Here is a 23,753-nt window from a genome sequence, read left to right on the forward strand (position 1 = left end):
TTGATCAGGAAGCGATACTTACTTAGATAGTTCCGCTTTAGGGTAAGGTCATTATTAATGTTCCGCATAACGTTTTAGCTTAACTCTTTTTAAGCTAATTCTGTTACCGAATTAGTTAACCTTTACAGCAATGACGTAGGTATTTTAAAAGCGAAAGGTCCGTCAAAATTGACAGACCTTTCACTTTTACTTTTCCCTTCCCTTTAGAGGGCCGGGGGACTCTTACATATACGCTCTTTGGTTCTTACCTTCCATCCAGTTGACAAAAGCGCGGTTAACAATCTTGTTACCTCCCGGGGTCGGGTAATCACCGCTGAAATACCAATCACCTAAGTGATCAGGGCATGCGATGTGCAGGTTATCTAAAGTTTGATAAAGTACCTTGATCTCAGCCTTGGTGCCTTTAGGCGTAATGATCTGGGCGATGCGGTCAGATATCTCCTGATCGGTGAAAGGCTCGTAAACGGCTTTCACGTAGTTTACGGCTTGCTCTTTAGGCAGGGCCAAACTCGCTTTGGCTTTTTGATAAACCTCGGTCAGGATATTCTCTTTACCTTGTTCTTTCAGCAAGCTAACAGCAGCTTCAAAAGCAACGAACTCACCCATACGGCTCATATCAATACCATAGCAATCCGGGTAACGGATCTGCGGTGCCGAAGATACGATAACGATCTTTTTAGGACCTAACCTATCCATGATCTTCAGAATACTTTGCTTAAGCGTAGTACCACGTACTATCGAATCATCAATGGCTACCAAAGTGTCCTGATCACGTTTGATCACACCGTAAGTGCTGTCGTAAACGTGGGCTACCATTTCGCCACGATCAGCATCGTTGGTGATGAAGGTACGTAGCTTTACGTCCTTAATTGCCAACTTCTCTACGCGTGGGGCTAAAGACAATACTTCGGTCAACTCCTCGTCGCTGATCTTGTCTTCGCGGTTGAGCAGGCGCTCGCGCTGGTATTGTTTAATGTACTTATGTACTCCTTCAACCATGCCGTAAAACGCAACTTCGGCGGTGTTAGGGATAAAAGAGAATACGGTATTCGGGATATCATGACCGGCAGCCTCTAAGATCTGCGGGCATAATAAACGGCCTAATTGCTTACGCTCACGATAGATAGAAGCATCGCTGCCACGTGAAAAATAGATACGCTCAAAAGAGCAAGATTTCTTCACCAACGGCTCGCTGAACATGTCTTCGCTCACGCGGCCGTCTTTCTTAACGATCAATGCGTGACCGGGCTTTATCTCGCGGATATCTTCCAGATCAACATTAAATGCAGTTTGGATAGCAGGTCGCTCAGATGCGGCTACAACGATCTCGTCGTCATAATAATAATACGCCGGGCGGATACCCACCGGATCGCGCATTACAAAAGCATCACCATGACCAAGGATACCGGCGATAGTGTAGCCACCATCCCAGCTCTTGGCCGATTTACGCAGCACTTTAGCCACATCCAGATCGTTGGCGATCATTTTACTGATCTCGAAATTATCATCTATACCCTCACGTTTGTACTGATCAAACAAGCCCTGAACTTCGGTATCAAGGAAATGGCCTATCTTTTCTAATACGGTAACGGTATCGGCTTTCTCTTTAGGGTGCTGACCAAGATCGTACAGTTGCTGCAATAGCTCATCTACGTTGGTCATGTTAAAGTTACCGGCGATCACCAGGTTACGGGTCTGCCAATTGTTCTGACGCAGGAACGGGTGACAGCTCTCTATGCTATTCTTTCCGTGCGTACCGTAGCGCAGGTGACCTAACAACACCTCGCCGGTAAAGCTAACGTGCTCTTTTAGCCATTCGGCGTCGGCCATTTTTTCGGGTTGCTCTTTTTGTATGTCCGCAAATTTCTTTTGGATATACTCAAAAATGTCGGCAACCGCGCTTGGTGCCATACTGCGGTGACGGCTGATGTACCTTTTGCCCGGTTCTATATCCAATTTAATAGTAGCAACGCCCGCGCCATCCTGGCCGCGGTTATGTTGTTTTTCCATTAAAAGGTACAGCTTGTTAATTCCGTACAGCGCAGTGCCATACTTTTTTTGGTAGTACGAAAGCGGCTTTCTAAGACGGATAAAAGCCACTCCGCATTCATGCTTGATCTGATCGCTCATGCTTTGGTTATGAGCGTGCAAAGTTAAGATAATCGCATTAACTTTCTTAACCGATCGTCATTAAAAAGTACTAAGTTTTACCGTTAAATGTAAAAATTGTAAAGTTAATGTTAAGGGGGTGAGGCGCGGTGCGGAGGGCGTAAAGTTGGGGTAATTCTGGTTGATCGTGAGTTTTATCTGAGCGTTGCCTGCGGCCGGGCTATCCGCTCATACTTCTGCAGGCCTTACGCGCGAGGCTGATTTTCGCTGATTAAAATGATTCCGCTGATTGTGAATAGTCACGTCAATCAGCGAAATCAAAAAAATCATTCCAACCAGCGGTCCTACTTCGTTATCAAATTATACAACTCATCCAACTTCGGCGTGAGTACGATCTCGATACGGCGGTTCTTTGACAGCGACTCAGCAGATGTACCTTCGTCTATCGGTTGGAACTCGCCTTTACCTGTGGCGGTCAATCGTTTAGGGTCTATCTTTTCAACCTCGGTGAGGTAACGGGCTACCGATGTGGCGCGTAGTACACTCAAGTCCCAGTTATCTTTGATCTGCCCTAAGTTCTTGATCTTTTTATTATCGGTATGGCCTTCAACTGCCATGTTAATGTCCAGCTCTTTGTTCATCACCACAGCCAATTGCTTCAAAGCTTGCTGACCTTTATCATCGATAACGATACTGCCAGAAGGGAACAGCAATTTATCCGTCAACGATACATAAACTTTACCGTTACGCACATCAACAGAAAGTCCGTTTTGGGTAAAGCCCAATAAGGCCTTCTGTAGTTTGTCTTTTAGTGCCTGGGTAGCTTCATCGCGTTTTTTAAGTATGCCTTCAACTTCCTTTAGACGGGCTTCACGCTTGGCCAGGTCGCCGGATAGTTGACTAACTTTTGTATTGCTTGCATTGAACTGGTCGTTAAGCGCATTCAATTTTTTGTTGGTGGCATCCAGGTTACCGGTCAGGTCGCCATATTCCTTTTGCAGATTGGCTAATTGGCGGTGCAGGTTGGCGGTATCGCCTTGCAAACGGCGGCGTTCTTCCTCCAAACTCATAGTACGCGCCGACAACGAATCGCGGCTGGCCACAAGAGCATTATACTTTTTGGTTGACATGATAGCGCAAGACTGGAACATCATCGCGCCTAAAAACGGCAGTAATAACAGGTATCTGAATTTCATACTTAAAAGGTAGCTATTAAGCTATAGCGTTCTGTAAAAATAGTAATAATGGTTGTATCTCTTTTAGTATCGATGCTACTTTAGCCGCCGCGTCCTTACTCTTCAACTCAGCATCGCTCACCTTATGACTGGCCGTGAAGCTTTTTAGTTTGATCAGGCTGATATTTTCGTTATCGGCCTCGTAACCGTTAGGGATGGTCTTCAATTGCTCCTGATCACGGAACTCGCCGAAAAGCTTTTTAAACGTCGGTGCGTCGACAATGGCTTTCAGATCATCGGCATTATAATCTATCTCCTGACGGATGGCTTTCAACTGATCGCCTTGCGGCCACCAGCAACCACCCGCTATGAAGGTAGCGCCGGGCTCGATATGCATATAGTAGCCCACCTCCAAATGATATTTTGCACTCAGCTTATGTATGCCGAACCAGTGCTTGTAAGGCGTTTTATCCTTACTGAAACGGATATCGCGATAGATGCGCATCACGCTTTTCTTAGGATCTGAGTTAGCATCAATATAAGGATCTACCTTGCTCAATTCTTTCAGCAACTCGCCGGTAAACGTTACTACGTTCTGCTGGGCGGCATCGTAGGCTTCCTTATGTTTCAGGAACCAATCACGGTCGTTGTTGGCCTTGAGGTCACCAATAAAGTCAAGAGTGCTTTGGTTTATCATCGGTATCTAAATGCGGTTGGTATTTAATTTTCGGCGATAGCCAATATAGCATCAATATGCGGGAGTAACGATAGTTAACAGGGGATAACAGAAAGCATCCGCCCAAGATCACACCCAAATATAACCAGGGCGATTCCAGGTCGCCGGTCAGCAGGTAGGTCAATACGGCAAGGGTGACGGCTTCGGCCACATTCATGGCGTAGCTTACGTACATGGATGCGTAAAAATAGCCCGGCTCTATCTCAAAGGTCAGTCCGCAATGCGGGCAGTGCTCGTACATGTTGTTGGACTTCCAGCCATAGGTACGACCAATGAACATTTCGCCGCGACGGCACCTCGGGCACCTGCCGTTAAGCATAGCCCAGGCTTTTGGTGTTTGAGCCATGTTTTTATAGGTTTGATGCGTATCCATCGTTTCGTTAAAGAACAACGGATATCGGTATTAGTTCAGATTGAACGGCTTGGTGCTGATCAGCAACTCCACGTTCTTTTTACGGTAGTTTTTGTACCAGATATACCCGCCTGTAGCAACCACCAAATACGGCATCGCTAAAAGGAAAAGAATACCTTTGTTAAGCCCTTTTGTAGCGTGTGCACCGCTTTTGTTATTAGATTCAACCACGGCCGAACATTGGGCGCATTGGGCATTAGCCGTGCTGATGCTGCCGAACGACATCATCGAGACCATTAAAACCAGCATGAAAAATTTAAAGCCTTTCATATACTTACAAAGTTAGGGATAGATAACGGTAAAACCATTACCGCCGATCAATAATACGGCGCTATCATCAAATAAACGATCACACCCGTAACCGTTACGTACAACCAGATCGGGAAGGTCCAGCGCACCAGTTTGCGGTGCTTTTCTACCTGCATCTGCAAGCCGCGGTAAAAACTCAATAATATCAACGGCAAAACGCCTGCAGCAAGTATAATATGGGTTACCAGTATCAGGTAATAAACGTAGCGGATACCGCCTATCGCCAGTTTCTCCGCATCGTCTAATTTATGGTTGCCGTTCAGATCACCATAAACGGTTTGTGGGGCCAGGTAATGGAACAGGATATACGATACCAAAAACAACGCCGACAGGATGAAGGCGGTGATATTAAGCTTTTTGTGCAGACCGATATTCTTACGTTTGATCGCGAACAGCGATGCCACTAACAGCACACTGCATGTACCATTAAAAATGGCATTCAACTTCGGCAAAAAATAGGTGAAGGACGGCAATTCCTTAGGCGCCGGTATCACTTTCGATTCCAGTATCACCACCACTACAAACACGAACACGGACAAGCCGGCTACAAAACGAAATATAAATTTATCGGTCATGGTTAGAAGAGATGCAAGAGGGAAGAGTCAAGAATCAAGAGCCGAGACTCAAGACCTTTGCTACTGCCCTTTGCATTTTTTGTTTTTCCTTTATTCTTGACTTTACACTATTGATCCTATGATCTTATCTCTACTCCTAGGAGTGTATTGATTCCTGACTCTTTGCTCTTAATTCTTCCTCAATACAAAGGTTTTTCTTTCTTCCGCAACTCCTCTGTGATCTGCACTTTGATCTCGTCGCCCAAACGGGTAGCGTCGCTTGTGCTGGCCACATCATAGTAACCACGGATGTGGTGGTCACTGTCCAGCAGGATGATCTTGTTGCTGAGGACGAAGTTATCGCCATCCTGCAAAGCATCTACTAACAGTCCATTGCGGGCCAGCGGGTATATGGTGCTGGTATCACCGGTCAAAAAAAGCCATTTATCTGCAGGGCGATTAAAACCAGCCGAGAACTTCTGCAAAGCCGGGACATTATCCCTTTGCGGGTCCACCGTGATCGACGCGAATTGCATCAGATCATTTTTGGCTAATCGCTTTACCAGGCTATCCATCCGGGCGTTGACCTCTTTACAGGCATCGCCGCAATTGGTATAGAAAAAGTTAAGCACCAAGATCTTTTCTCCAATGCTTTTTAACGATACCTGTTTGCCTTGCTGATCGGTCAGCGTAAAATCGGGCACGGTGTGGTAAAGCGTATCCGGAATAATTTTCCCATGGAATTTATGGGAAGTGCCGGATAGTTTTTTGGCGCCGTAGTAAGGCAGGGGTTTATACCTGTTCTTACCCTTTGCGGTCAGTAAATAATATAAAAATCCCGGTACCGCTAATATCAGTACCAGGATCGTTAATTTTTGTAAGCCTTTTGATGCAGCCATTTTATCTCAGTGAGACCCAGTAATGACTCTCGTTGGTCAACACCAAGATCAAACCGATGATAAACAGGATAGGTACTACCATTGAGTAAACCAGTGCAACTTTCTCAAACTTCAAGTGCATAAAGAATGCAACGATGTAGAAAGCTTTTGCAAGCGTTAATATGATATACATCGGGTTAGCGATGTTAGCGCCGAACATGCCTTTAGGTACCATGTAAAGCGCTATGATGAACTCTACTACGGTTATACCCAACAAAATGAAAAACACCTGCCAGATCTTGCCTCTTGATAAACCCGCATGATCGTCGTGACCGTGCTCGGCGTGTGCGTCGTGTGTATGTGATGACATAATAATATCTTTTTAAATGTTTTGGATCAGATCAAGTAGAAGAATGTAAATACGAACACCCAAACAAGGTCTACAAAGTGCCAGTACAGACCAACTTTTTCAACCATTAGGTAACTGCCGCGACGCTCGTAAGTGCCGAACAATACGTTCAATGTGATAACGATGTTGATGATCACACCGCTGAATACGTGGAAACCGTGGAAACCGGTAATGGTGAAGAACAGGTTAGCAAATTGCTGTGTGTATTCGGCATTAACCGGTGTACCTTCTTTAAAAAACTCCTTTAAATGCTCGGCATCAGGTATGCTACCCCACCAAAAACCTTCGTGGTGTAAGTGCGACCATTCTAAAGCCTGGCAACCAAGGAACATGAAACCACCAATAACGGTAGCGATCATCCACCAAACAACTTCTTTTTTAGAGTTACGGTGACCGGCCTCAACAGCTAATACCATCGTTACCGAACTCATGATCAAAATGAACGTCATGATACCCACAAACACCAACGGATAACCATGTGTTAAGCTTGTTAACGGTACGGACTGGAAAACCAGATCGGGTGCAGGCCAGCTTGGTGAGCTGAAACGCAGCGCGCCGTAAGAGATCAATAGCGTTGAAAATGTAAAAGCATCTGAAAGCAGGAAGAACCACATCATCAGCTTACCATACTCTATCTTAAATGGAGAGTGTCCGCCGTCCCAAGGGCCATCCTTTACTTTGTCGATCTGTGATACTGTTGTACTCATCTGTACTTAAATAAAAGGTGTTTAATTTGAATTCAAAAGTAAAAAAACATAAAGATAAATCCATACTATATCTAAGAAATGCCAGAAAATAGCCGACATGTCCATCCGATAAATATTCTTTACCTGTGGTATGCGTTTGATGCTTCCACCCAGCGCGAACAGCAAGAAAATGATCCCGCCAAGGATGTGCAGCAAGTGCATAAATGTGATCACGTAAACAAACGATCTTGAAGCGTTAGGGTCGGTCAAGAACACCTGCATCTGGTAGGTCATCACGTACCAGCCGTAAACCTGCATCCCCAAAAAGCCTAAACCAAGAACGATGGTTAATATGGTATAAAGCTGTTGTTTGGCATGATCCATCGCATTGGCCGCTTTAGAGGCCAGGAACATGGTCACACTGCTCAACGCAATAATAATCGTACTGTATAAGAACGCTTTTGGCAAAGCCACATTTAAGCCGTGCCCTTTGCCCCCGCTGTAAACGATAAAGCCGCTGCTAAAAGCCGCGAAAAGCATGAACGAGCAGAAGATAAAGATCCACATGGCAAATTTCTTTGCGCCAAGGTTCTGCCTATCCGTATCGTGTTGTATTTGAGCCATCATTATGCCTTCTTCCCTATCAGATCTATTAAAAACATTAACTGTACCACCGGCAGATAAAAGAACGAGCCGAACATCAATTGCCTGGCCGACTTAATATCGCATTTGCGCAACAGCACAAAGCCCTGGTACAAGAATATCAGCCCACAAACAAGCGATACCCCAAACAAATACCAACCCGCGTAACCGTAAATTGTTGGCAGCAAACTCACCGGTATCAATATCACGGTGAACAAAAATGTTATCGCCGCGCTTGGTTTATCCCGTGCGCCTGTCGGCAACAAACGGAAACCTGCTAATTTATAATCATCATCCAGCACCCAGGCTATGGCCCAAAAATGCGGGAACTGCCACACAAATTGTATCGCGAACAGCACCAATGCTACCGCGTCTATCCGGCCGTGCGCCTGTGCGGCTACATAACCGATCAGTGGTGGCAATGCGCCTGGTATCGCTCCTACAAATACCGCTATCGGCGACTTCTGTTTCAGCGGTGTGTAAGCGAAAGCGTACAGCAATATCGAGAATACCGATAACAGACCTGTAAGCAGGTTTAAACTACCTAACAGGTATGTACCTGCAATACCCATGGCTAAACCAAGTACCAAACCTTGCCCGGTGGTCATTCGTCCGGCCGGCATTGGGCGGTCCATAGTGCGCTTCATCAGCTTATCCAGGTCAACCTCAATGATCTCGTTAAAACAGTTAGCGGCCGATGTTACCAAAAAGCCCCCAACGATCAGCTTGATCCAGTTGATCCACACAATGTGGCCATTCATATAACTGCCGATCAGGAATGATATCGAGGCCGAAAACACGACCAGGAACGTCAATCTGAATTTGATCAGCTTTGAAAAGTCGCTAAACTTCATACCCCTACTCCCCTTACACTGGCCGACCTTGACAGATTGAGCAGCAGATAATACTGAGCCCCAAATACCAAACTCGCCAATACGATATGTGATGCCTGCGCGAATGGCGGCAGTGCGAAATAACTTAACGCGATGCCTGTGCCTATCTGTGCCAGTATCATTAAAAATGTAAAACTCATCAATTGCTGATGAATGGAATGCCTGTTATAACTCTTGCGGATCAGTACGTACAGCATTACGTTCAGTACCAATACCACCAATGCCATGTCGCGGTGGTTGTTGAATATTTCGCCTGCTTTGGCCACCCAATCCTGACGGTAGTTGCCCTGCATGTGCGTTGATACCTCATCAACCTTCTCCCTTACTGATGTGCCTACACTGATCTGTATAGTACTTAACACCAATACGATCAGCGTCAGCGCATAGATCAATCCCTTTACCGGAAGCTTTGGCCTGCCAATAACCTTGGCTGCGTGATAGCTGTAAATGGATAAAGCTACGATCGCTAAGGCCAACAGCATGTGTACCGTTACTATCCAAGCCACCAAATTAGTGGACACTACGATAGATCCCAACCATGCCTGGAACACCACCAGTATCAAGTTACCGATACTTGCTACAATGATCCAGTTGTTGCTCCGTTTGTAAGCGAACGAGTAGATCGCCGTCAACAGTAAAAATATACCTGATAGCGCGCCTACCAGTCGGTTCACGTACTCCGTCCAGGTCCTGGCAACATTAAAGTCTTCAGGCACCAGTATCGAACGGTCCTCGCGGATACGTGTCGCTAAGTCGTTATAACCGAACAGATCAAGCGTTTTAGCAAAACGTACGTTCTTTTTCATCCGGCCTAACACATATTTCTGCTTATAATCTGCAGGTAATTGTGATGCATCGGTAGGCGGTATATACCTTCCGAAGCATTTCGGCCAATCCGGGCAGCCCATCCCCGAACCTGTAGCCCTTACTACCCCACCTGCTAAGATCACTAAGAATAGCATGATGATGGCACAAAGGTTAAAGAACTGGAATCTGCGCTTCGCCGGGGATATATTCATCTTTATTAAGCAAAAAGTTCTGAGTTTTAAGTCTTGAGTACGAAGCAGTATCTGTATCGGCAGGGCATTTTTTCAGCCATTTACCAACCACGATCCACGACTTACCACTCAGTACTTAAGACTCAGAACTTTAAACTAATTATTTTACTTCTTCGTTCTTTCTATTAGCAGCGATCCACTGTTTGTGTGCTTCTAAACCAATTTCGTTATCTTCAAAATCGTGCTCCTGGTTAGAGCTCATTGTCTCAGACAATGGCACGGTCTGCGGGATAAAGTCCTCTTCGGCACCAGGCTTACTGTAATCATAAGGCCAACGGTAAACAGTTGGGATCTCTCCAGGCCAGTTACCGTGTAAGTGCTCAACAGGTGCTGTCCACTCCATGGTATTCGAGTTCCATGGGTTCATCGGCGCTTTCTTACCAAAGAAGATAGAGTAGATGAAGTTGAACAGGAACGCTACTTGCGCCAATGCTGACATGATAGCTGCCCAGGTGATGAATGTGTTAACAGACAACCAACGGCTCATCGATTCGAACTCGGTAAATGCGTAGTAACGACGTGGCACACCATCCAGACCCATAAAGTGCATCGGGAAAAATACAAGGTATGCTCCGATGAAAGTCAGCCAGAAGTGCAGGTAACCTAAACGATCATCCATCATCTTACCGAACATACGCGGGAACCAGTGGTAAACACCGGCCAACATACCAAATATCGCCGCTGAACCCATTACCAAGTGGAAGTGGGCAACTACGAAATAAGTATCGTGCAGATTGATATCCAAAGCAGCATTACCCAGGAAGATACCTGTTAAACCACCAGAGATAAAGAATGATACCAGGCCGATAGCGAACAACATAGCCGGGGTGAACCGGATGTTACCGCGCCATAGTGTGGCCAGGTAGTTAAATGTTTTTACAGCCGAAGGTACCGCAATGATCAAAGTAGTGATCATGAACACACCGCCCAGGAACGGGTTCATACCCGTAACGAACATGTGGTGACCCCATACGATAAACGATAGCACGGTGATACCGATCAGAGAGTAAACCATCGCGTGGTAACCGAAGATCGGTTTACGTGAGTTGGTAGCGATGATCTCTGAAGAGATACCTAAAGCCGGCATAATTACGATGTAAACCTCAGGGTGACCTAAGAACCAGAACAAGTGCTGGAACAAGATAGGGCTACCACCTTCAAAAGGCATTACTTTACCGTTCAGCACGATCTCTGACAGGTAGAAGCTTGTACCGAAGCTACGGTCGAATATCAATAATACCACACCTGCAACCAGTACCGGGAATGCTAATACACCCAGAATAGCCGTCAGGAAGAACGCCCAGATGGTCAAAGGCATTTTCCAAAGGTCCATACCTTTAGTACGCATGTTCAGGATGGTAGACACGTAGTTGATACCACCTAATAACGATGACGCGATAAAGAACACCATACTGATCAGCCACAGAGTCATACCCAGGTCCGAACCTTTCATTGCTTTTGGCAATGCTGATAGTGGCGGGTATATTGTCCAACCACCGCTGGCTGGCCCTTTCTCGATAAAGAAAGAAGCTAACATGATCACACTGGCTAAAAAGAAGAACCAGTAAGAAAGCATGTTCATGAATGGCGAAGCCATATCACGTGCACCAACCTGCAATGGGATCAGTAAGTTACTGAAGGTACCGCTCAAACCCGCGGTAAGTACAAAGAATACCATGATGGTACCGTGGATGGTAACCAACGACAGGAAGAAACCCGGATCTAAACGACCGTTAGGTGCAAAACGACCCAATAAAGTTTCCATCAAAGGGAATGCCTTGTCAGGATATGCTAATTGGATACGGAATAAGATAGATAAGATCATGGCGATAACGGCCATCGTAATACCTGTGATCAGGAATTGCTTGGCGATCATCTTGTGATCCTGACTGAAAATATATTTGGTCAGGAAAGTATCATGGTGATGCCCGTGGTCATCATGGCCATGGCCGTCATGATGGTGAACTCCGTGATCTTGTACTGATATTGTTGACATAATTGCTATATGAAAATATTAATTATTTAATGCTACCTGGTTTGCTGCTCCGTCATTTGGCAAGATACCTGCCACTTTCAATTCACTTTTAAGAGCGTCGTTCAGGTAAGGCTTTTGCTGTAACAGCCAGTTGTTATACTCGGTCGGGGTTACCACTTTAACGATCTTCTTCATGTTGTAGTGACCGTCGCCGCAAATTTTAGAGCAATACAGCAAGTACTCAAATTTAGCATCGTTGGTTTTAGCTTTCATCTGAGCAGTAGTGATGGTAGGCTCAAATTTAAAGTATGTTGGCAAGCCGGGAACCGCGTTGATCTGCAAACGGAAGTGCGGCATGTAAACCGAATGGATAACGTCCTGTGCAATAATGTTCAACCTGATGGTGCGGCCTACCGGGATAACCAAGGTATCGGCACGCATATCGTCGAATGAGTTCTTGTCTTTGAAGTCGACACCTAGGTTGTTAGAACCACCTACTAATTTGTAGTGTTTTTTACCTAACTTTTGGTCTGCACCAGGGTAACGCAGCTCCCATGCAAATTGGTGACCGGTAACATCGATGTTGATGTCGCCTTTAACGTCAACCGAGTTGGTGATGGTTCTCCAGGTAAAGAAACCGAATACTACCAGTACCGTTAAAACGATAGCCGGGATAATGGTCCAAACTTTCTCGATGGTGTTGTTGTGCGGGTAGAAATATGCGCGGCGGTCTTTTCTTCCACGATAGAAGTAAGAGAAACCGAACAGTAAGATCTGGGTAATGATGAACACTATTACGGTGATTCCGAAAGTAATATTGAACATGTTATCGGTCTTAACACCGTGAACCGAAGCCGACTCAGGCAAGTTCATGCTGCCTTGCACAATGAACGACCAGAAAGCGCCGAACATACCGATCACCAGGAACACCGCGAAACCGATCGCCATAATATTGTTCCAGTTGGTAGCGGTCTTGCCTTGCAGTTGGTTGGTAAGGTCGTACACTTTAACTATACGGCCTACAATGGCTACACCTACGCAAACCAATAAGAACATCAGCACGTAATAACCAACACCTGTCCACATAGCGGCCTGTGCTTCCTCGCTTACTTCGGTAGTAGCAGCTGGTGCGGCCGCGGCCATCAACAACTGGTTACCGCCTAACAGTAACGTGGCAAACAGCACCGTCAGTTTTTTAGAATTTATTAAATTTTTGAATGCCATTATTGTATTCGTTTGGTATTCTTTTTAGTATATACTGTTTACAAATATTAAATGTGGTGGTGCAAGCTCTCTTGCAAGAACGGGTGGTTCTTAGCGATCAGCGACTTGAACTTGGTCAGCGAGGTCAGCATGGTGAAAGTGAACAGACCTGCAAACCCTGCAAATGTACCAATTTCAATCCAAGTGATCTGGGTGTACCAGTGTGCTTCGTGATGCTCAGCACCGTGTCCGCCGTGTAATGCGCCCGGCATGATCATCATGTAATAATCTAACCAGTGACCAACGATCAGGATAATAGCAACGGTTTGCAGGATACCGGTGAAACGTTTACTGTCGCGCATCATTAATACTAACAATGGTGCAACAAAGTTAAGTACGATATTGATCCAGAACCATGGTTTGTATTCAGGCTCCCAACGTTTGTAGAAATAAACGGTCTCCTCTGGTAAGTTGGCGTAGTAGATCAGCAAGAACTGAGCGAACCATACGTAAGTCCAGAAGATAGAGAAAGCGAACATAAAGATACCTAAGTTGTGCAGGTGATCCTCGGTGATCCATGATAAGTAACCGGCTTTACGCAGTTGGATGATGGTCAAGGTCATTACTGCCAAACCGCTCACCCACATGGCAGCGAAGTTATACCAACCGAACATGGTAGAGAACCAGTGTGCCTCGATAGACATGATCACGTCGAAAGCGAAGATCGGAGTTGTAAAACCGAAGATCACTAAGAAGATACATGACATTTTAAAGCTTTTCTCGTAGTTGCTCATACCACCAATCTCGTCCTCGTTAGTTGAGTATTTGATCAGCAGGTTACCGAACCATGCGTAGCATCCTAAAAATAACACTAAACGGATCAGGAAGAAAGGAACGTTCAGGAACGATGATTTACCTGCGATCAGGTGATCATAATTTTCGTTACCTACTTCGGCCACACCTTTTATAGCCCATAACTTGTACAGGTATGGCACGGTAGCCGCGTGGCCTTCTTCGTTAACACCCTCGTGAGTGATGAACAGACCTGCACCAACGATAGCGATCAACACTACAGCCGCTATAGGCAATGTTTTGGCAAAGGCCTGCGGTATACGTAATACCGATGCAGACCAACCTGCCTGTGCTACATACTGCACCGCGCAAAAGAATACGCCTGCCATACAAACACAGGTAAAATAATAGCCCATTAATAATAGGTTAGCAAATGTACGCTCGGCCTGGCCCGTTAAAAAGCCGCCAAGTATCACCACTAAACCCACAACAATACCGATCAGGCTCCAGGTTTTGGCCTTGCCTACAAATTCGTATTGTCCTTCAAAACTTGTATGAGTCTTCATTCAGTTCTAATTCTTATAAAGTTTGTAAATGGTGAACGTACATAATTACTTTCCAACGCTCCTCCGGCGAGAGTTGCGACGCGTACGAACCCATCGAGTTCAACCCGTAAGTGATGGTGTGATAGATCTGACCATCGTTAAGGTCTTTCATTGAGCCGCCGGTACGAGACGAGTTGCCTTTTGAGTATGACGGCGGAGCGCCATAACCATGCTGAACAACTAAGCCATCACCCTGGCCTGTCTCTCCGTGGCACGGAGAGCAGAAGTGCATGTATAGCACCTTACCTTCTTCAAAGTTCTCTTTGCTTTGCGGCAATATAGACTTTACTTCGGCAGCTGCCAGATCGTAGCCATCTCTGTTCTTAGCGTAATCAAATCTTGCAAAACCTACCGGGGTAGTACCGTCCGGTGGTAACTGAGCGGTCTTGCCGTCAGCAAATACTTTATTTTCCTGGTCAGCATCAGGAGCCAAGTGTCTGTACATATTGGGGGCATATTCCCAGCCCGTGCTTCTCTTGTTGTCGCAAGATGATATCATCACCGTTGCGGCCACAACCATAACCGAGGCACCCAATATTCTAAATTTATTCATAGCTAACATATTTTCTGTCGTTATGCTTAATTTCTACTGCGCCCGCTTCTTTCAGTAACGATGTGATATCGTCATGCGGGACATTACCTTTTGCATCTATCGCGATCACGAACATGTCGTCGGTCGCTCTCAGGTCCATTACCCTTGGGGTACGGCCCGGGAACAGGTGCGTGGCATACAAAAAGGTAGCCACCATACCAAATGCTGTGAACAATACGGTCCACTCGAAAGTGATCGGGATAAAATCCGGAACAGCAAAGTAGTTCTTACCACCAATGTTGATCGGCCAATCGTGCACCATGGTATAATAAATGATGCTGAAGATGGTACTGCCACCCAAACAACCGAACATAAAGGCTGCGTAACCTAAACGCGAAGGTTTAACACCAAGCTTAGCCTCTATACCGTGTATAGGCATCGGGGTATATACATCATAGATAGGCACACTGTTCTTTTGCAGTTTATCTATCCCGTGCATCATATCATCGGGATCATCAAAAAGGCCTAATATAAATTTAGTACTGCTCATCTCTCTTAAATAGATTTATCGTATGCCGACAGGTCAACGCTATCGAATTTGGTTAACGACTCTTTGTAGAACGCAACGTGGCTTGGGTCTAAGTGACCTTCCTCGATCAGTTTCTTCTTAGCCTGCTCGCTCGATCCTTTCAGCAACAGTTTCACCTCGGCCATAGCCACTGAAGGTAATACCCTGATGAATAACAGGAACAAGGTAAAGAACACACCGATAGATCCTACGAAGATGGCAACATCCACCCAGGTCGGGTAGAACATAGCCCAGCTTGATGGGATATAATCGCGGTGCAGAGAGGTTACGATGATCACAAAACGCTCGAACCACATACCGATGTTCACTACGATAGACAACACCCAAGAGAAAGCGATATTCTGTCTCCAGCTGGTCTTCCAAAGTAATTGCGGGCTGATCACGTTACAGGTCATCATGCTCCAGTATGCCCACCAGTATGGACCGGTAGCACGGTTGATGAACGCGTATTGCTCATATTCAACACCCGAATACCAGGCGATAAAGAACTCGGTGATGTAAGCCACACCTACGATCGAACCTGTTAAGATGATGATCTTGTTCATTGATTCGATGTGGAACATGGTGATGTAGTTCTCTAAGGCTAACACCTTACGGGCAACTAACAACAGGGTTTGTACCATTGCGAATCCAGAGAAGATCGCACCCGCAACGAAGTATGGAGGGAAGATGGTAGTGTGCCATCCCGGCTCTAACGATGTTGCAAAGTCCATTGATACAATCGTGTGTACCGAAAGTACCAGTGGTGTAGATATACCTGCAAGGATCAACGATACGGTCTCGAAACGTTGCCAGGTCTTTACAGAACCGGTCCAGCCGAAAGAGCATACCGAGTAAATTTTTTGTTTTAAACCTGTAGCACGGTCGCGGATGGTAGCGATATCAGGTAACAGACCTGTGTACCAGAATACTAACGATACCGAGAAGTAAGTCGAGATCGCGAATACGTCCCAGATCAGTGGTGAGTTAAAGTTAACCCAAAGTGATCCGTACTGGTTTGGTAATGGTAAACAGAAGTGAGCTAACCAAGGGCGGCCCATGTGCGCTACGATGTATGTAGCGGCGCAGACTACCGCGAAGATGGTCATCGCCTCGGCCGAACGGTTAATGGAGTTACGCCAATTTTGACGGAACAATAACAACACCGCCGAGATAAGCGTACCGGCGTGACCGATACCTACCCACCATACGAAACCGGTGATATCCCATGCCCAGCCTACGGTCTTGTTCAAGCCCCACTCACCTAAACCGTACCAAAAGGTCCAGCCGGCAGCGAATACCCAAAGCGAAGCGCCAAGCACCGATACAATGAAGCCGATCCACCACGCTTTGGTGGGCTTATTTTCTACAGGGCGCAATACGTCGTCAGTTATCTGGGCATAGGTGATGTCCTTGCCCGTAATTAACGGTTCCCTGATTATTGATTCATGATGAGAAGCCATATATTGATATCTCTGATATTATAAAATTAAGCGCTTAGTTCCTTTTCGTTAATGTTCCTGATCTTGCTTTGGTAACCGATACCAGGTTGGATGTTCAATTCTTCCAACACGTAGTAGGTACGCTCGCTTGCCAATGCTTTAGACACTGCCGAGTTAGGATCATTTTTGTTACCGAATACGATAGCGTTAGCTGTACAAGTTTGCTCGCAAGCCATTTTGATCTCGCCATCTCTCAACGGGCGTTTCTCCATCTTAGCTTTCAACTTGCCCGACTGGATACGTTGGATACACATAGAGCATTTTTCCATCACACCACGGAAACGGGTGGTAACGTCAGGGTTCAATACTAATTGCGTATAATCGTTCTGCAGGTAGTTCTCAAAGCGAGAGTCGTTCCAGTAGTTGAACCAATTAAAGCGACGTACTTTGAAGGGACAGTTGTTAGCGCAATAACGGGTACCCACGCAACGGTTGTAAGCCATGTGGTTCAAACCTTCGCTCGAGTGGATGGTAGCTAATACCGGGCATACGGTCTCGCACGGGGCATGATCGCAATGCTGGCAAAGCATTGGCTGGTGAACAACCGATACGTTGTCCATATCGTGGCCTTCTTCAAAGGCTTTGTTGATCTCTTTCTCTTTGGTCAGGGCACCGTTGCCACCTTCATGACCGTGCTCTGCATTTGCGGTAGCATCTTTATCGTTAAAGCTGTAGTAGCGGTCGATACGGATCCAGTGCATCTCGCGACGGCGACGAACCTCTGCTTTACCAACAACAGGGATATTATTCTCGGCAGTACAAGCAACCACACAAGCACCGCAACCGGTACAAGCGTTAAGGTCGATCGCCATTACCCAATTGTAAACCGGGCGTTCGTGCTCGTCCCAAAGAGACTCTGCGTTGTAGTCTTTTTTGTGTTCGCCTTCGCTTACACCTGCACCAGCATTCTTTTTGTATTCGACAAAAGTAGCCTCGCGGATAACGCTACGGCCTTCATAGCTATGGTGGGTTTGTGTTTGGGCTAATGGGTCTTTCTCGCCGTTAGCTTTAACAGATGCTACGCTTACAGCTTGGAATGTACCGTTAGCATAATTGTAGAACGGATATGCGTTAGCTCCTACCCCATCACCTACTTTACCGCTCTTGGTACGGCCATAACCTAAGGCTAAGGAAACAGTACCCTGAGCCTGACCAGGCTGGAATAATACAGGAACAGCAATGGTATATCCGTTGGCGGTGATCTCTACCACGTCGCCTTCTTCTACTTTTAAGGTCTCTTTACCGAACTTTTCAGCTACGGCAGCGTAGTTAGCCCAGGTAACTTTAGATACCGGATCCGGCATCTCCTGCAACCAAGGGTTGTTAGCGCGTTTACCATCGCCGATGCCGTTGTTTTGGTAAAGCACCAACTCCACCTGATCTGCGCCTGCTTTAATTTTAGCAGATTGGCTAACGATAGTTTGAGCAACCGAAGCAAGATCTTTAGCGAAGGTGTAAACACCCGGCGCTTTAGGGGCAACTTTAACAAAACCGCTTTGCAGCAATGTCTCCCAAGCTTTTTTACCGCTCACACCCACTTTAGGGAAGATGGTATTGGCCCAGGTATTTTGTACGTAAGTGTAATAGTCAGCAACTGCGTTAGCGCTCCACTTCATCAAGCTGGTCTCGGCCTGGCGGGTGTTGTAAACCGGGTTGATGGCCGGCTGGATGATCGAGTAGTAACCTTCAACAACTTCAGCATCACCCCACGACTCTAAGAAGTGGTGGTTTGGCGCAACTGCTGTAGATAAAGAAGCGGTCTCGTCCAACTGATCAGCAAAAGAAACTTTCAGTTTTACTTTAGCTAACGCGTCGGTAAATTCTTTTTGTTTGTAGTAATCGTAAGCAGGGTTAGCGTTCAGGAAGAACAATGCATCAACCTCGCCTGCGTTTATCTCGCGGATAAGATCGGCAAATTCCTGATCGTTACCTGCAAATTTCTTGTTAGGGTTATCCAGATCGATAGTAGTGCCGTAGCTTCCTAATACCGAGTTGATGGCGTTAACCAATATTTGGGTAGCGATATCGTTGCTTCCGCAAACCACCAGGGCTTTACCTTGGGCAGCTTTTAATTCGCCGGCAACTAATTTTATCGCGTTAGCAACACGTTTGTCCTCTACCTCTTTAGTACCAGGCAAAGCAGTACCGGTCAGCTCTTTGTATAAGCTTAACAAAGCAGCGCCCTCATCAGATGCTTTTGTGGCGATACGGGTATCGGCGTTGGTACCGGTCAGGCTCATGCCGCTTTCGAATTGGATGTGGCGTGACATCCTTTTTTCTTCAAGCGATTTTGCGTTACGGTTAGATACGTATTGTAAAGTATGCTCTTCACCTGATATCCAGCTGCCTAAGAAATCGGCACCGAAGCTAACAATGATGTCAGCTTTATCAAATTTATAGCTTGGTACAACGGCTTTACCAAAGCTGTTCTCGTTAGCTTTGATGATACCGGTGTATGATATAGAATCGTAATTAACTAACTTAGCAGTAGGATAAGCAACGATAAAGTCATTAATAACACCCAGGGTAGACGGGCTATAAACCGTAGATGCTACGATGCGGATCTTTTTACCACCTGCCTTAATAGCATTCAGTTGGTTGGTAACGTAAGTATCCAAAGCATCCCAGCTGGCTTCTGATAATGAACCATCACCACCAAGCATCGGCTGCTGTAAACGACCTGAGTTGTACAGATCCAATACTGCCGCCTGGCCTTGCGCGCTGATACCACCTTTGGTCAACACATCGTTAGGGTTACCTTCGATCTTGATCGGGCGGCCTTCGCGGGTCTTCACTAAAATAGGCTGACCTTCAAAGCTTGATACGTAAAAGTTAGCGATACCCGGGGTAACCTCTTCTGGCTTGATCAGGTACGGGATAGATTTGTGCACAGGCACCGGCGTACAAGCGGCCAGCGTAACTGCACCCACACCAAAACCAAGCGCCTTTAAGAAATCACGACGAGGGGTTTTAGCTGACAGACCCGATCCGCTCAACACATCCTCAATAGGGATAGGCTCGGCAAATTCGTGTCTACTTTTCTCAACAAATTCCGGCGTATTGTTTAGTTCTTCTAAACCTTTCCAGTATTTTTTATTGCTGTCCATTTAAGCTATATAAACTGTAATTGCTAAGTTCTTGTTATTATTAATAGTGGCACTTACCGCACTCCAGACCGCCCATGGCAGCTGCAGTAACTTTCTCGCCCTTCTTGATCATCTCGTGCACGGCGAACATCTTATCGTAGTAAGCGTTACCTTTAGTGTTAACCTCGGTACGTCTGTGGCACTGGATACACCATTTCATGGTCAGCGGCGAGTATTGGTAAACCTCTTTCATGGTCTGTACCGGGCCGTGGCAATCCTGGCAAATGATCTTACCAACTTTAACGTGCTGTGAGTGGTTAAAGTAAACCAGATCCGGCAGGTTGTGGATACGTACCCACTGGATAGGGCGTGCTTTAGATGCATCGTATGTACGTTTCTCGGGATCGTAACCCAAAGCATCGTAGATCTTATGTATCTCCGGCGACTCTGTCTTAACCGCGTTGTGGCAGTTCATACAAACGTTAAGCGACGGGATAGAAGCATTTTTAGATTTGTAAGCACCCGAGTGACAGTACTGGCAATCGATCTTCATTACACCGGCGTGTAACTCGTGCGAGTATTTGATCGGCTGTACCGGCTGGTAACCCTGGTGAACGTTAGTTCTCCATAAAGCGATCCACATCCAGATGAACGATACGATGAAACCTACCAGCGCAACAAAGAATACGAATTTCTTGTTCATCACCAGCGCCATCACCTTAGCTTTACGCTCGGCTTTAACCACCTCGGCAGCTAATTCATCTTGCTCTGTATATGTACCGTCTTTTTTTGATACTAATTTTTCTAAAGATCCAACAACCCTGTTCAGTACAAGGATGATCACGAAAGCCAATACAACTACCAATGCCAAACCTAACACCATCATTGTGCTTGGGCCCTTTTCTTCGACCACTGGAGGTTGAGCATTATCTGGTTTCTGCAATTCAGCGTAACCCGTACGGATGTAAGCCAACACGTCGGCTACATCAGCATCGCTATACTGCGGGAACGGAGGCATCGGGGTTTCGTTATACTGCTTGTAAATAGCTACAGCTTTAGGATCGCCGGCAGCAACCAAAGCCTGGCTATTGTGGATCCACGAGGTAAGCCATTTGTCATTAGTATCCGAAGTAACGATAGGACCTAAGGCAGGACCGATGCCATTCTTGTCGAGTTTGTGACAGCTGGCGCAGCTAGTGGTAAATATACCCTTACCCTTTGCCGCATCTCCTTGTGCATGGGCAGCAGACCCCATCATCGCCAATCCGGCGATCAGTAAAACCGACCTCGAAAATTGTTTAAGAATCAATGAGATACTTCTCATAAAGTGTATTTGTGCTTAATAATTTCTATTTTATGTTTGAAAACACGGGCAGATGTGAGATTACCCACTTATTTCAGTCCACAAAAGTATAATTTATTACAGTACCGCTGACAAATTAATGACACGAAACATTAATTTATAATTGTTCTAAATAACTTGCAAAAACAGCCTTTACAGTATCAAAAACAACGATTTTAAAGAAATTAACATCCCTGAAATTTTATCAACACTACCCTTGTTTTTGCAAAATTTGTTAATATCAGTTGTAACGCTTTCATCAAAGCGTCCATTTCACACTTTGAGCGGGAGGGCAAATGGCATCATCGTAAAAAAACAGCCTTTTAACTGCAAAGAACACAATTTATGAAGCTTTAACGGATGTAATTATGTAATTATCTGAACTACAGATACGCTTCGATATTTGAACCTGCAGAACTATCGTTTCAGTTAAGATCACCGCCTCCCTTAACACCATTCTGTCGAATATCTGGACTTGATCGATAGCGAGATGATCAACAATACAAGATCAGTTAAAACAAAAAGACCCACGAAGTTCCCATCGTAGGTCTTTGCATTGTATTGGGTAGGTAACCCCTACTCTCTTGCCGCCATAAAATTATCGTACCAGCTTTTATCGCCGCCCGCCGGGTAAACGCCCTGCCTTAACGCGTTAGAACTTGTGCCGGCCAGTTGCAGGTGCGGCACTTCAAAATCCAGGCGCATTAAGCCTTCCTGCGTACCGATCTGGTTCATTCGCGCCCACCAGGCGGCTTTAGATCCACTGGTATTCCAGCTCCATTCGCCATCCAGCATCAACACAAGATCTACCGCCAGGCCATATTGATGGTACGATGACCAAGGCTTGGCATAAGTTACTATCGAGCCCGGCTTAGTGCGCCCTTGTGCATAAAGTTCGCTTTGTCGTTCGGGATGCCTGAAAGCTTCGAACACTTTGAATGGGATACCCTCGGCCTGTAGTTGTACATAAGTTTTCACTACCGCCGCGCGTACCGTTGGATGCAGGTGACGGATGTTGTTATGCCTGTCGGCTTTGGACTTTGCTGTGCGCGGTGTCTCGGTAGCCAGATAGATCTGGGTCCAGGTATTGCCACCGACAATGCCATCGGCTACTAAACCTTTCTTTGTTTGAAATTTTAATACGGCGGCGTTAGTGACCGCATCGAAAGTGCCAGTGGTATCGACACCTAATTTTTTTTGAAGGTAGGTAACCAGCTTGCCTGTGCTACCAGTTTTTAATACTTGCATGTCTAAGGTAATTTTAATGTGATCACTTATTAACGGTCGTTCAACGCCGACCTCATTATGTCTTCAAAGGAAATTGCTACAAGGGTGGCCTTTCATCGCCCTGTTCCGGATCTGTGCCATCATCATCACTAACAGGCGCAGGATTATCACCCGGTGCAGCCGGCGCCGGCGGTGGGGTTAACGGCTCTTCGGTTTGGGTGGCGGCATCGGTCGGTTGATGGTTTACCGGCAAAGCGGCGCCCGCTTGCGCGTTACCGTCACCTGCCGGGGCAAGGTTCGCAGTTGGCGCCTGGGGTGGCGGAGGTGGAGCAAATTCAGGGTTCTCGTTAGTGGTCGCCGCGTTTACCGGGGCATTCTTGTTTTCGTTAAGTTTTAACCCAAGGTAGGCACCGGTGCTTAGGCCCATCAGTGACAGTAGTTCGGTAGTGATGATCTTATCGTCGGGCAGGGCGATGGTATCCTGTAAGCCAACATAAGAAATGTATATCCCCCCTACCACTACCGTCCAAATCACATTTTGCAGGCGATGTATACTGACACCTTTCTCGTCAGAGATAATATCCGTCAGGAAACCGGCAGACGGATAGTCTTGCTGTGGTACGGCCTGCCCTTGTGTATCTTTCTGGCCGTTATCGATAGTTTTACTGATCAGCGTAGTGCCGACCGCTATGCCTAACAGACCAAGGTTGACGGCATCCAGCTTAGGGATCTTAAAGCCAACAAATGGCCCGGCACCGATAACGCCGGAGTTTTTGAGGAAAAGATAAATGAAGGAACTGATAATGATGACCGTCCAAAAAGCCAGTTGCGCCCGGCCAAGACTGAATGATGGCCTGGGGTTTTTGATCTTTTCGGCGGCGGCCAGTTTGCAAAAATTCTCTTCGTTGAATAACTCATTGCGCAGCATGGAGGACTGCCTGGAAACTATCACTATGATAGCCCCCAAAATGGTGAGGATGAGGTAATACATGTGGTGTAAGGTTAAATGAATTAGCATAAGCCGTTTTTTACCAGCGACTTAGTATTAACAATTATAACC

The 23,753-nt window shown here is 46.1% G+C and carries 22 protein-coding genes; all 22 read right to left on the reverse strand.

Translation table 11 applies throughout. The annotated features are described in order from the left end of the window. Nucleotides 1-222: 222 nt before the first annotated feature. Nucleotides 223-2,130 (reverse strand): amidophosphoribosyltransferase, encoded by a 1,908-nt coding sequence (locus tag IRJ16_RS21305; RefSeq protein ID WP_194113704.1) that lies wholly within the window; start codon nucleotides 2,128-2,130, stop codon nucleotides 223-225. Nucleotides 2,131-2,453: 323 nt separating this feature from the next. Beyond that, entirely contained in the window at nucleotides 2,454-3,305 is an 852-nt protein-coding gene (locus IRJ16_RS21310) for an OmpA family protein (RefSeq protein WP_194113706.1), read from the reverse strand. A 16-nt stretch (nucleotides 3,306-3,321) separates the two neighbouring features. Then, on the reverse strand, nucleotides 3,322-3,981 hold the full coding sequence (locus IRJ16_RS21315; RefSeq protein ID WP_194113708.1) for a DUF2461 domain-containing protein: 660 nt from the start codon (nucleotides 3,979-3,981) through the stop codon (nucleotides 3,322-3,324). Beyond that, the gene (locus tag IRJ16_RS21320) at nucleotides 3,959-4,366 is read right to left on the reverse strand and encodes a DUF983 domain-containing protein (RefSeq protein ID WP_194113710.1); all 408 of its coding nucleotides are present in this window, start codon (nucleotides 4,364-4,366) and stop codon (nucleotides 3,959-3,961) included. Before IRJ16_RS21320 ends, IRJ16_RS21315 begins: the two co-directional genes overlap by 23 nt. A gap of 57 nt (nucleotides 4,367-4,423) precedes the next feature. After that, nucleotides 4,424-4,702: a hypothetical protein gene (locus tag IRJ16_RS21325; protein ID WP_194113711.1), complete on the reverse strand. Its 279-nt coding sequence runs from the start codon at nucleotides 4,700-4,702 to the stop codon at nucleotides 4,424-4,426. A 47-nt stretch (nucleotides 4,703-4,749) separates the two neighbouring features. Beyond that, nucleotides 4,750-5,316, reverse strand: a complete 567-nt coding sequence (locus IRJ16_RS21330) for a DUF420 domain-containing protein (RefSeq protein ID WP_194113712.1) — start codon at nucleotides 5,314-5,316, stop codon at nucleotides 4,750-4,752. Between the two features lie 179 nt (nucleotides 5,317-5,495). Continuing rightward, complete coding sequence (locus IRJ16_RS21335) at nucleotides 5,496-6,194, reverse strand: SCO family protein (RefSeq protein ID WP_194113714.1); 699 nt, start codon at nucleotides 6,192-6,194, stop codon at nucleotides 5,496-5,498. A 1-nt stretch (nucleotide 6,195) separates the two neighbouring features. Continuing rightward, complete coding sequence (locus IRJ16_RS21340) at nucleotides 6,196-6,543, reverse strand: cytochrome C oxidase subunit IV family protein (protein WP_194113716.1); 348 nt, start codon at nucleotides 6,541-6,543, stop codon at nucleotides 6,196-6,198. Nucleotides 6,544-6,569: 26 nt separating this feature from the next. Continuing rightward, nucleotides 6,570-7,289, reverse strand: a complete 720-nt coding sequence (locus IRJ16_RS21345) for a cytochrome c oxidase subunit 3 (protein ID WP_194113718.1) — start codon at nucleotides 7,287-7,289, stop codon at nucleotides 6,570-6,572. A gap of 21 nt (nucleotides 7,290-7,310) precedes the next feature. Then, entirely contained in the window at nucleotides 7,311-7,895 is a 585-nt protein-coding gene (locus IRJ16_RS21350) for a cytochrome c oxidase subunit 3 (RefSeq protein WP_228080401.1), read from the reverse strand. After that, entirely contained in the window at nucleotides 7,895-8,764 is an 870-nt protein-coding gene (cyoE, locus tag IRJ16_RS21355; protein WP_194113721.1) for a heme o synthase, read from the reverse strand. Before cyoE ends, IRJ16_RS21350 begins: the two co-directional genes overlap by 1 nt. Further along, on the reverse strand, nucleotides 8,761-9,822 hold the full coding sequence (locus IRJ16_RS21360) for a COX15/CtaA family protein (RefSeq protein WP_194113723.1): 1,062 nt from the start codon (nucleotides 9,820-9,822) through the stop codon (nucleotides 8,761-8,763). The genes cyoE and IRJ16_RS21360 overlap by 4 nt, the downstream gene beginning before the upstream one ends. 139 nt (nucleotides 9,823-9,961) lie before the next feature. Then, nucleotides 9,962-11,857, reverse strand: a complete 1,896-nt coding sequence (locus IRJ16_RS21365; RefSeq protein WP_194113725.1) for a cytochrome c oxidase subunit I — start codon at nucleotides 11,855-11,857, stop codon at nucleotides 9,962-9,964. Nucleotides 11,858-11,875: 18 nt separating this feature from the next. Then, entirely contained in the window at nucleotides 11,876-13,060 is a 1,185-nt protein-coding gene (locus IRJ16_RS21370; RefSeq protein WP_194113726.1) for a cytochrome c oxidase subunit II, read from the reverse strand. A 47-nt stretch (nucleotides 13,061-13,107) separates the two neighbouring features. Continuing rightward, nucleotides 13,108-14,397 (reverse strand): quinol:cytochrome C oxidoreductase, encoded by a 1,290-nt coding sequence (locus IRJ16_RS21375; RefSeq protein ID WP_194113728.1) that lies wholly within the window; start codon nucleotides 14,395-14,397, stop codon nucleotides 13,108-13,110. 13 nt (nucleotides 14,398-14,410) lie between these two features. Then, on the reverse strand, nucleotides 14,411-14,989 hold the full coding sequence (locus IRJ16_RS21380; protein WP_317174020.1) for a c-type cytochrome: 579 nt from the start codon (nucleotides 14,987-14,989) through the stop codon (nucleotides 14,411-14,413). After that, nucleotides 14,982-15,518 (reverse strand): DUF3341 domain-containing protein, encoded by a 537-nt coding sequence (locus IRJ16_RS21385; protein WP_194113731.1) that lies wholly within the window; start codon nucleotides 15,516-15,518, stop codon nucleotides 14,982-14,984. The genes IRJ16_RS21380 and IRJ16_RS21385 overlap by 8 nt, the downstream gene beginning before the upstream one ends. Before the next feature lie 5 nt (nucleotides 15,519-15,523). Then, on the reverse strand, nucleotides 15,524-16,999 hold the full coding sequence (nrfD, locus tag IRJ16_RS21390; protein WP_194113733.1) for an NrfD/PsrC family molybdoenzyme membrane anchor subunit: 1,476 nt from the start codon (nucleotides 16,997-16,999) through the stop codon (nucleotides 15,524-15,526). A 26-nt stretch (nucleotides 17,000-17,025) separates the two neighbouring features. Next, a complete protein-coding gene (locus IRJ16_RS21395) occupies nucleotides 17,026-20,145 on the reverse strand; it encodes a TAT-variant-translocated molybdopterin oxidoreductase (protein ID WP_194113742.1) in 3,120 nt (1,039 codons plus the stop codon). Nucleotides 20,146-20,185: 40 nt separating this feature from the next. Then, the gene (locus tag IRJ16_RS21400) at nucleotides 20,186-21,448 is read right to left on the reverse strand and encodes a c-type cytochrome (RefSeq protein ID WP_194113744.1); all 1,263 of its coding nucleotides are present in this window, start codon (nucleotides 21,446-21,448) and stop codon (nucleotides 20,186-20,188) included. Nucleotides 21,449-22,042: 594 nt separating this feature from the next. Then, the gene (locus tag IRJ16_RS21405; RefSeq protein ID WP_194113754.1) at nucleotides 22,043-22,714 is read right to left on the reverse strand and encodes a peptidoglycan-binding protein; all 672 of its coding nucleotides are present in this window, start codon (nucleotides 22,712-22,714) and stop codon (nucleotides 22,043-22,045) included. Between the two features lie 76 nt (nucleotides 22,715-22,790). After that, a complete protein-coding gene (locus IRJ16_RS21410) occupies nucleotides 22,791-23,684 on the reverse strand; it encodes a hypothetical protein (protein WP_194113756.1) in 894 nt (297 codons plus the stop codon). Nucleotides 23,685-23,753 lie beyond the last annotated feature (69 nt).

It is taken from the genome of Mucilaginibacter myungsuensis (assembly GCF_015222005.1).
In the GTDB taxonomy this organism is placed as follows: Bacteria; Bacteroidota; Bacteroidia; order Sphingobacteriales; family Sphingobacteriaceae; genus Mucilaginibacter; species Mucilaginibacter myungsuensis.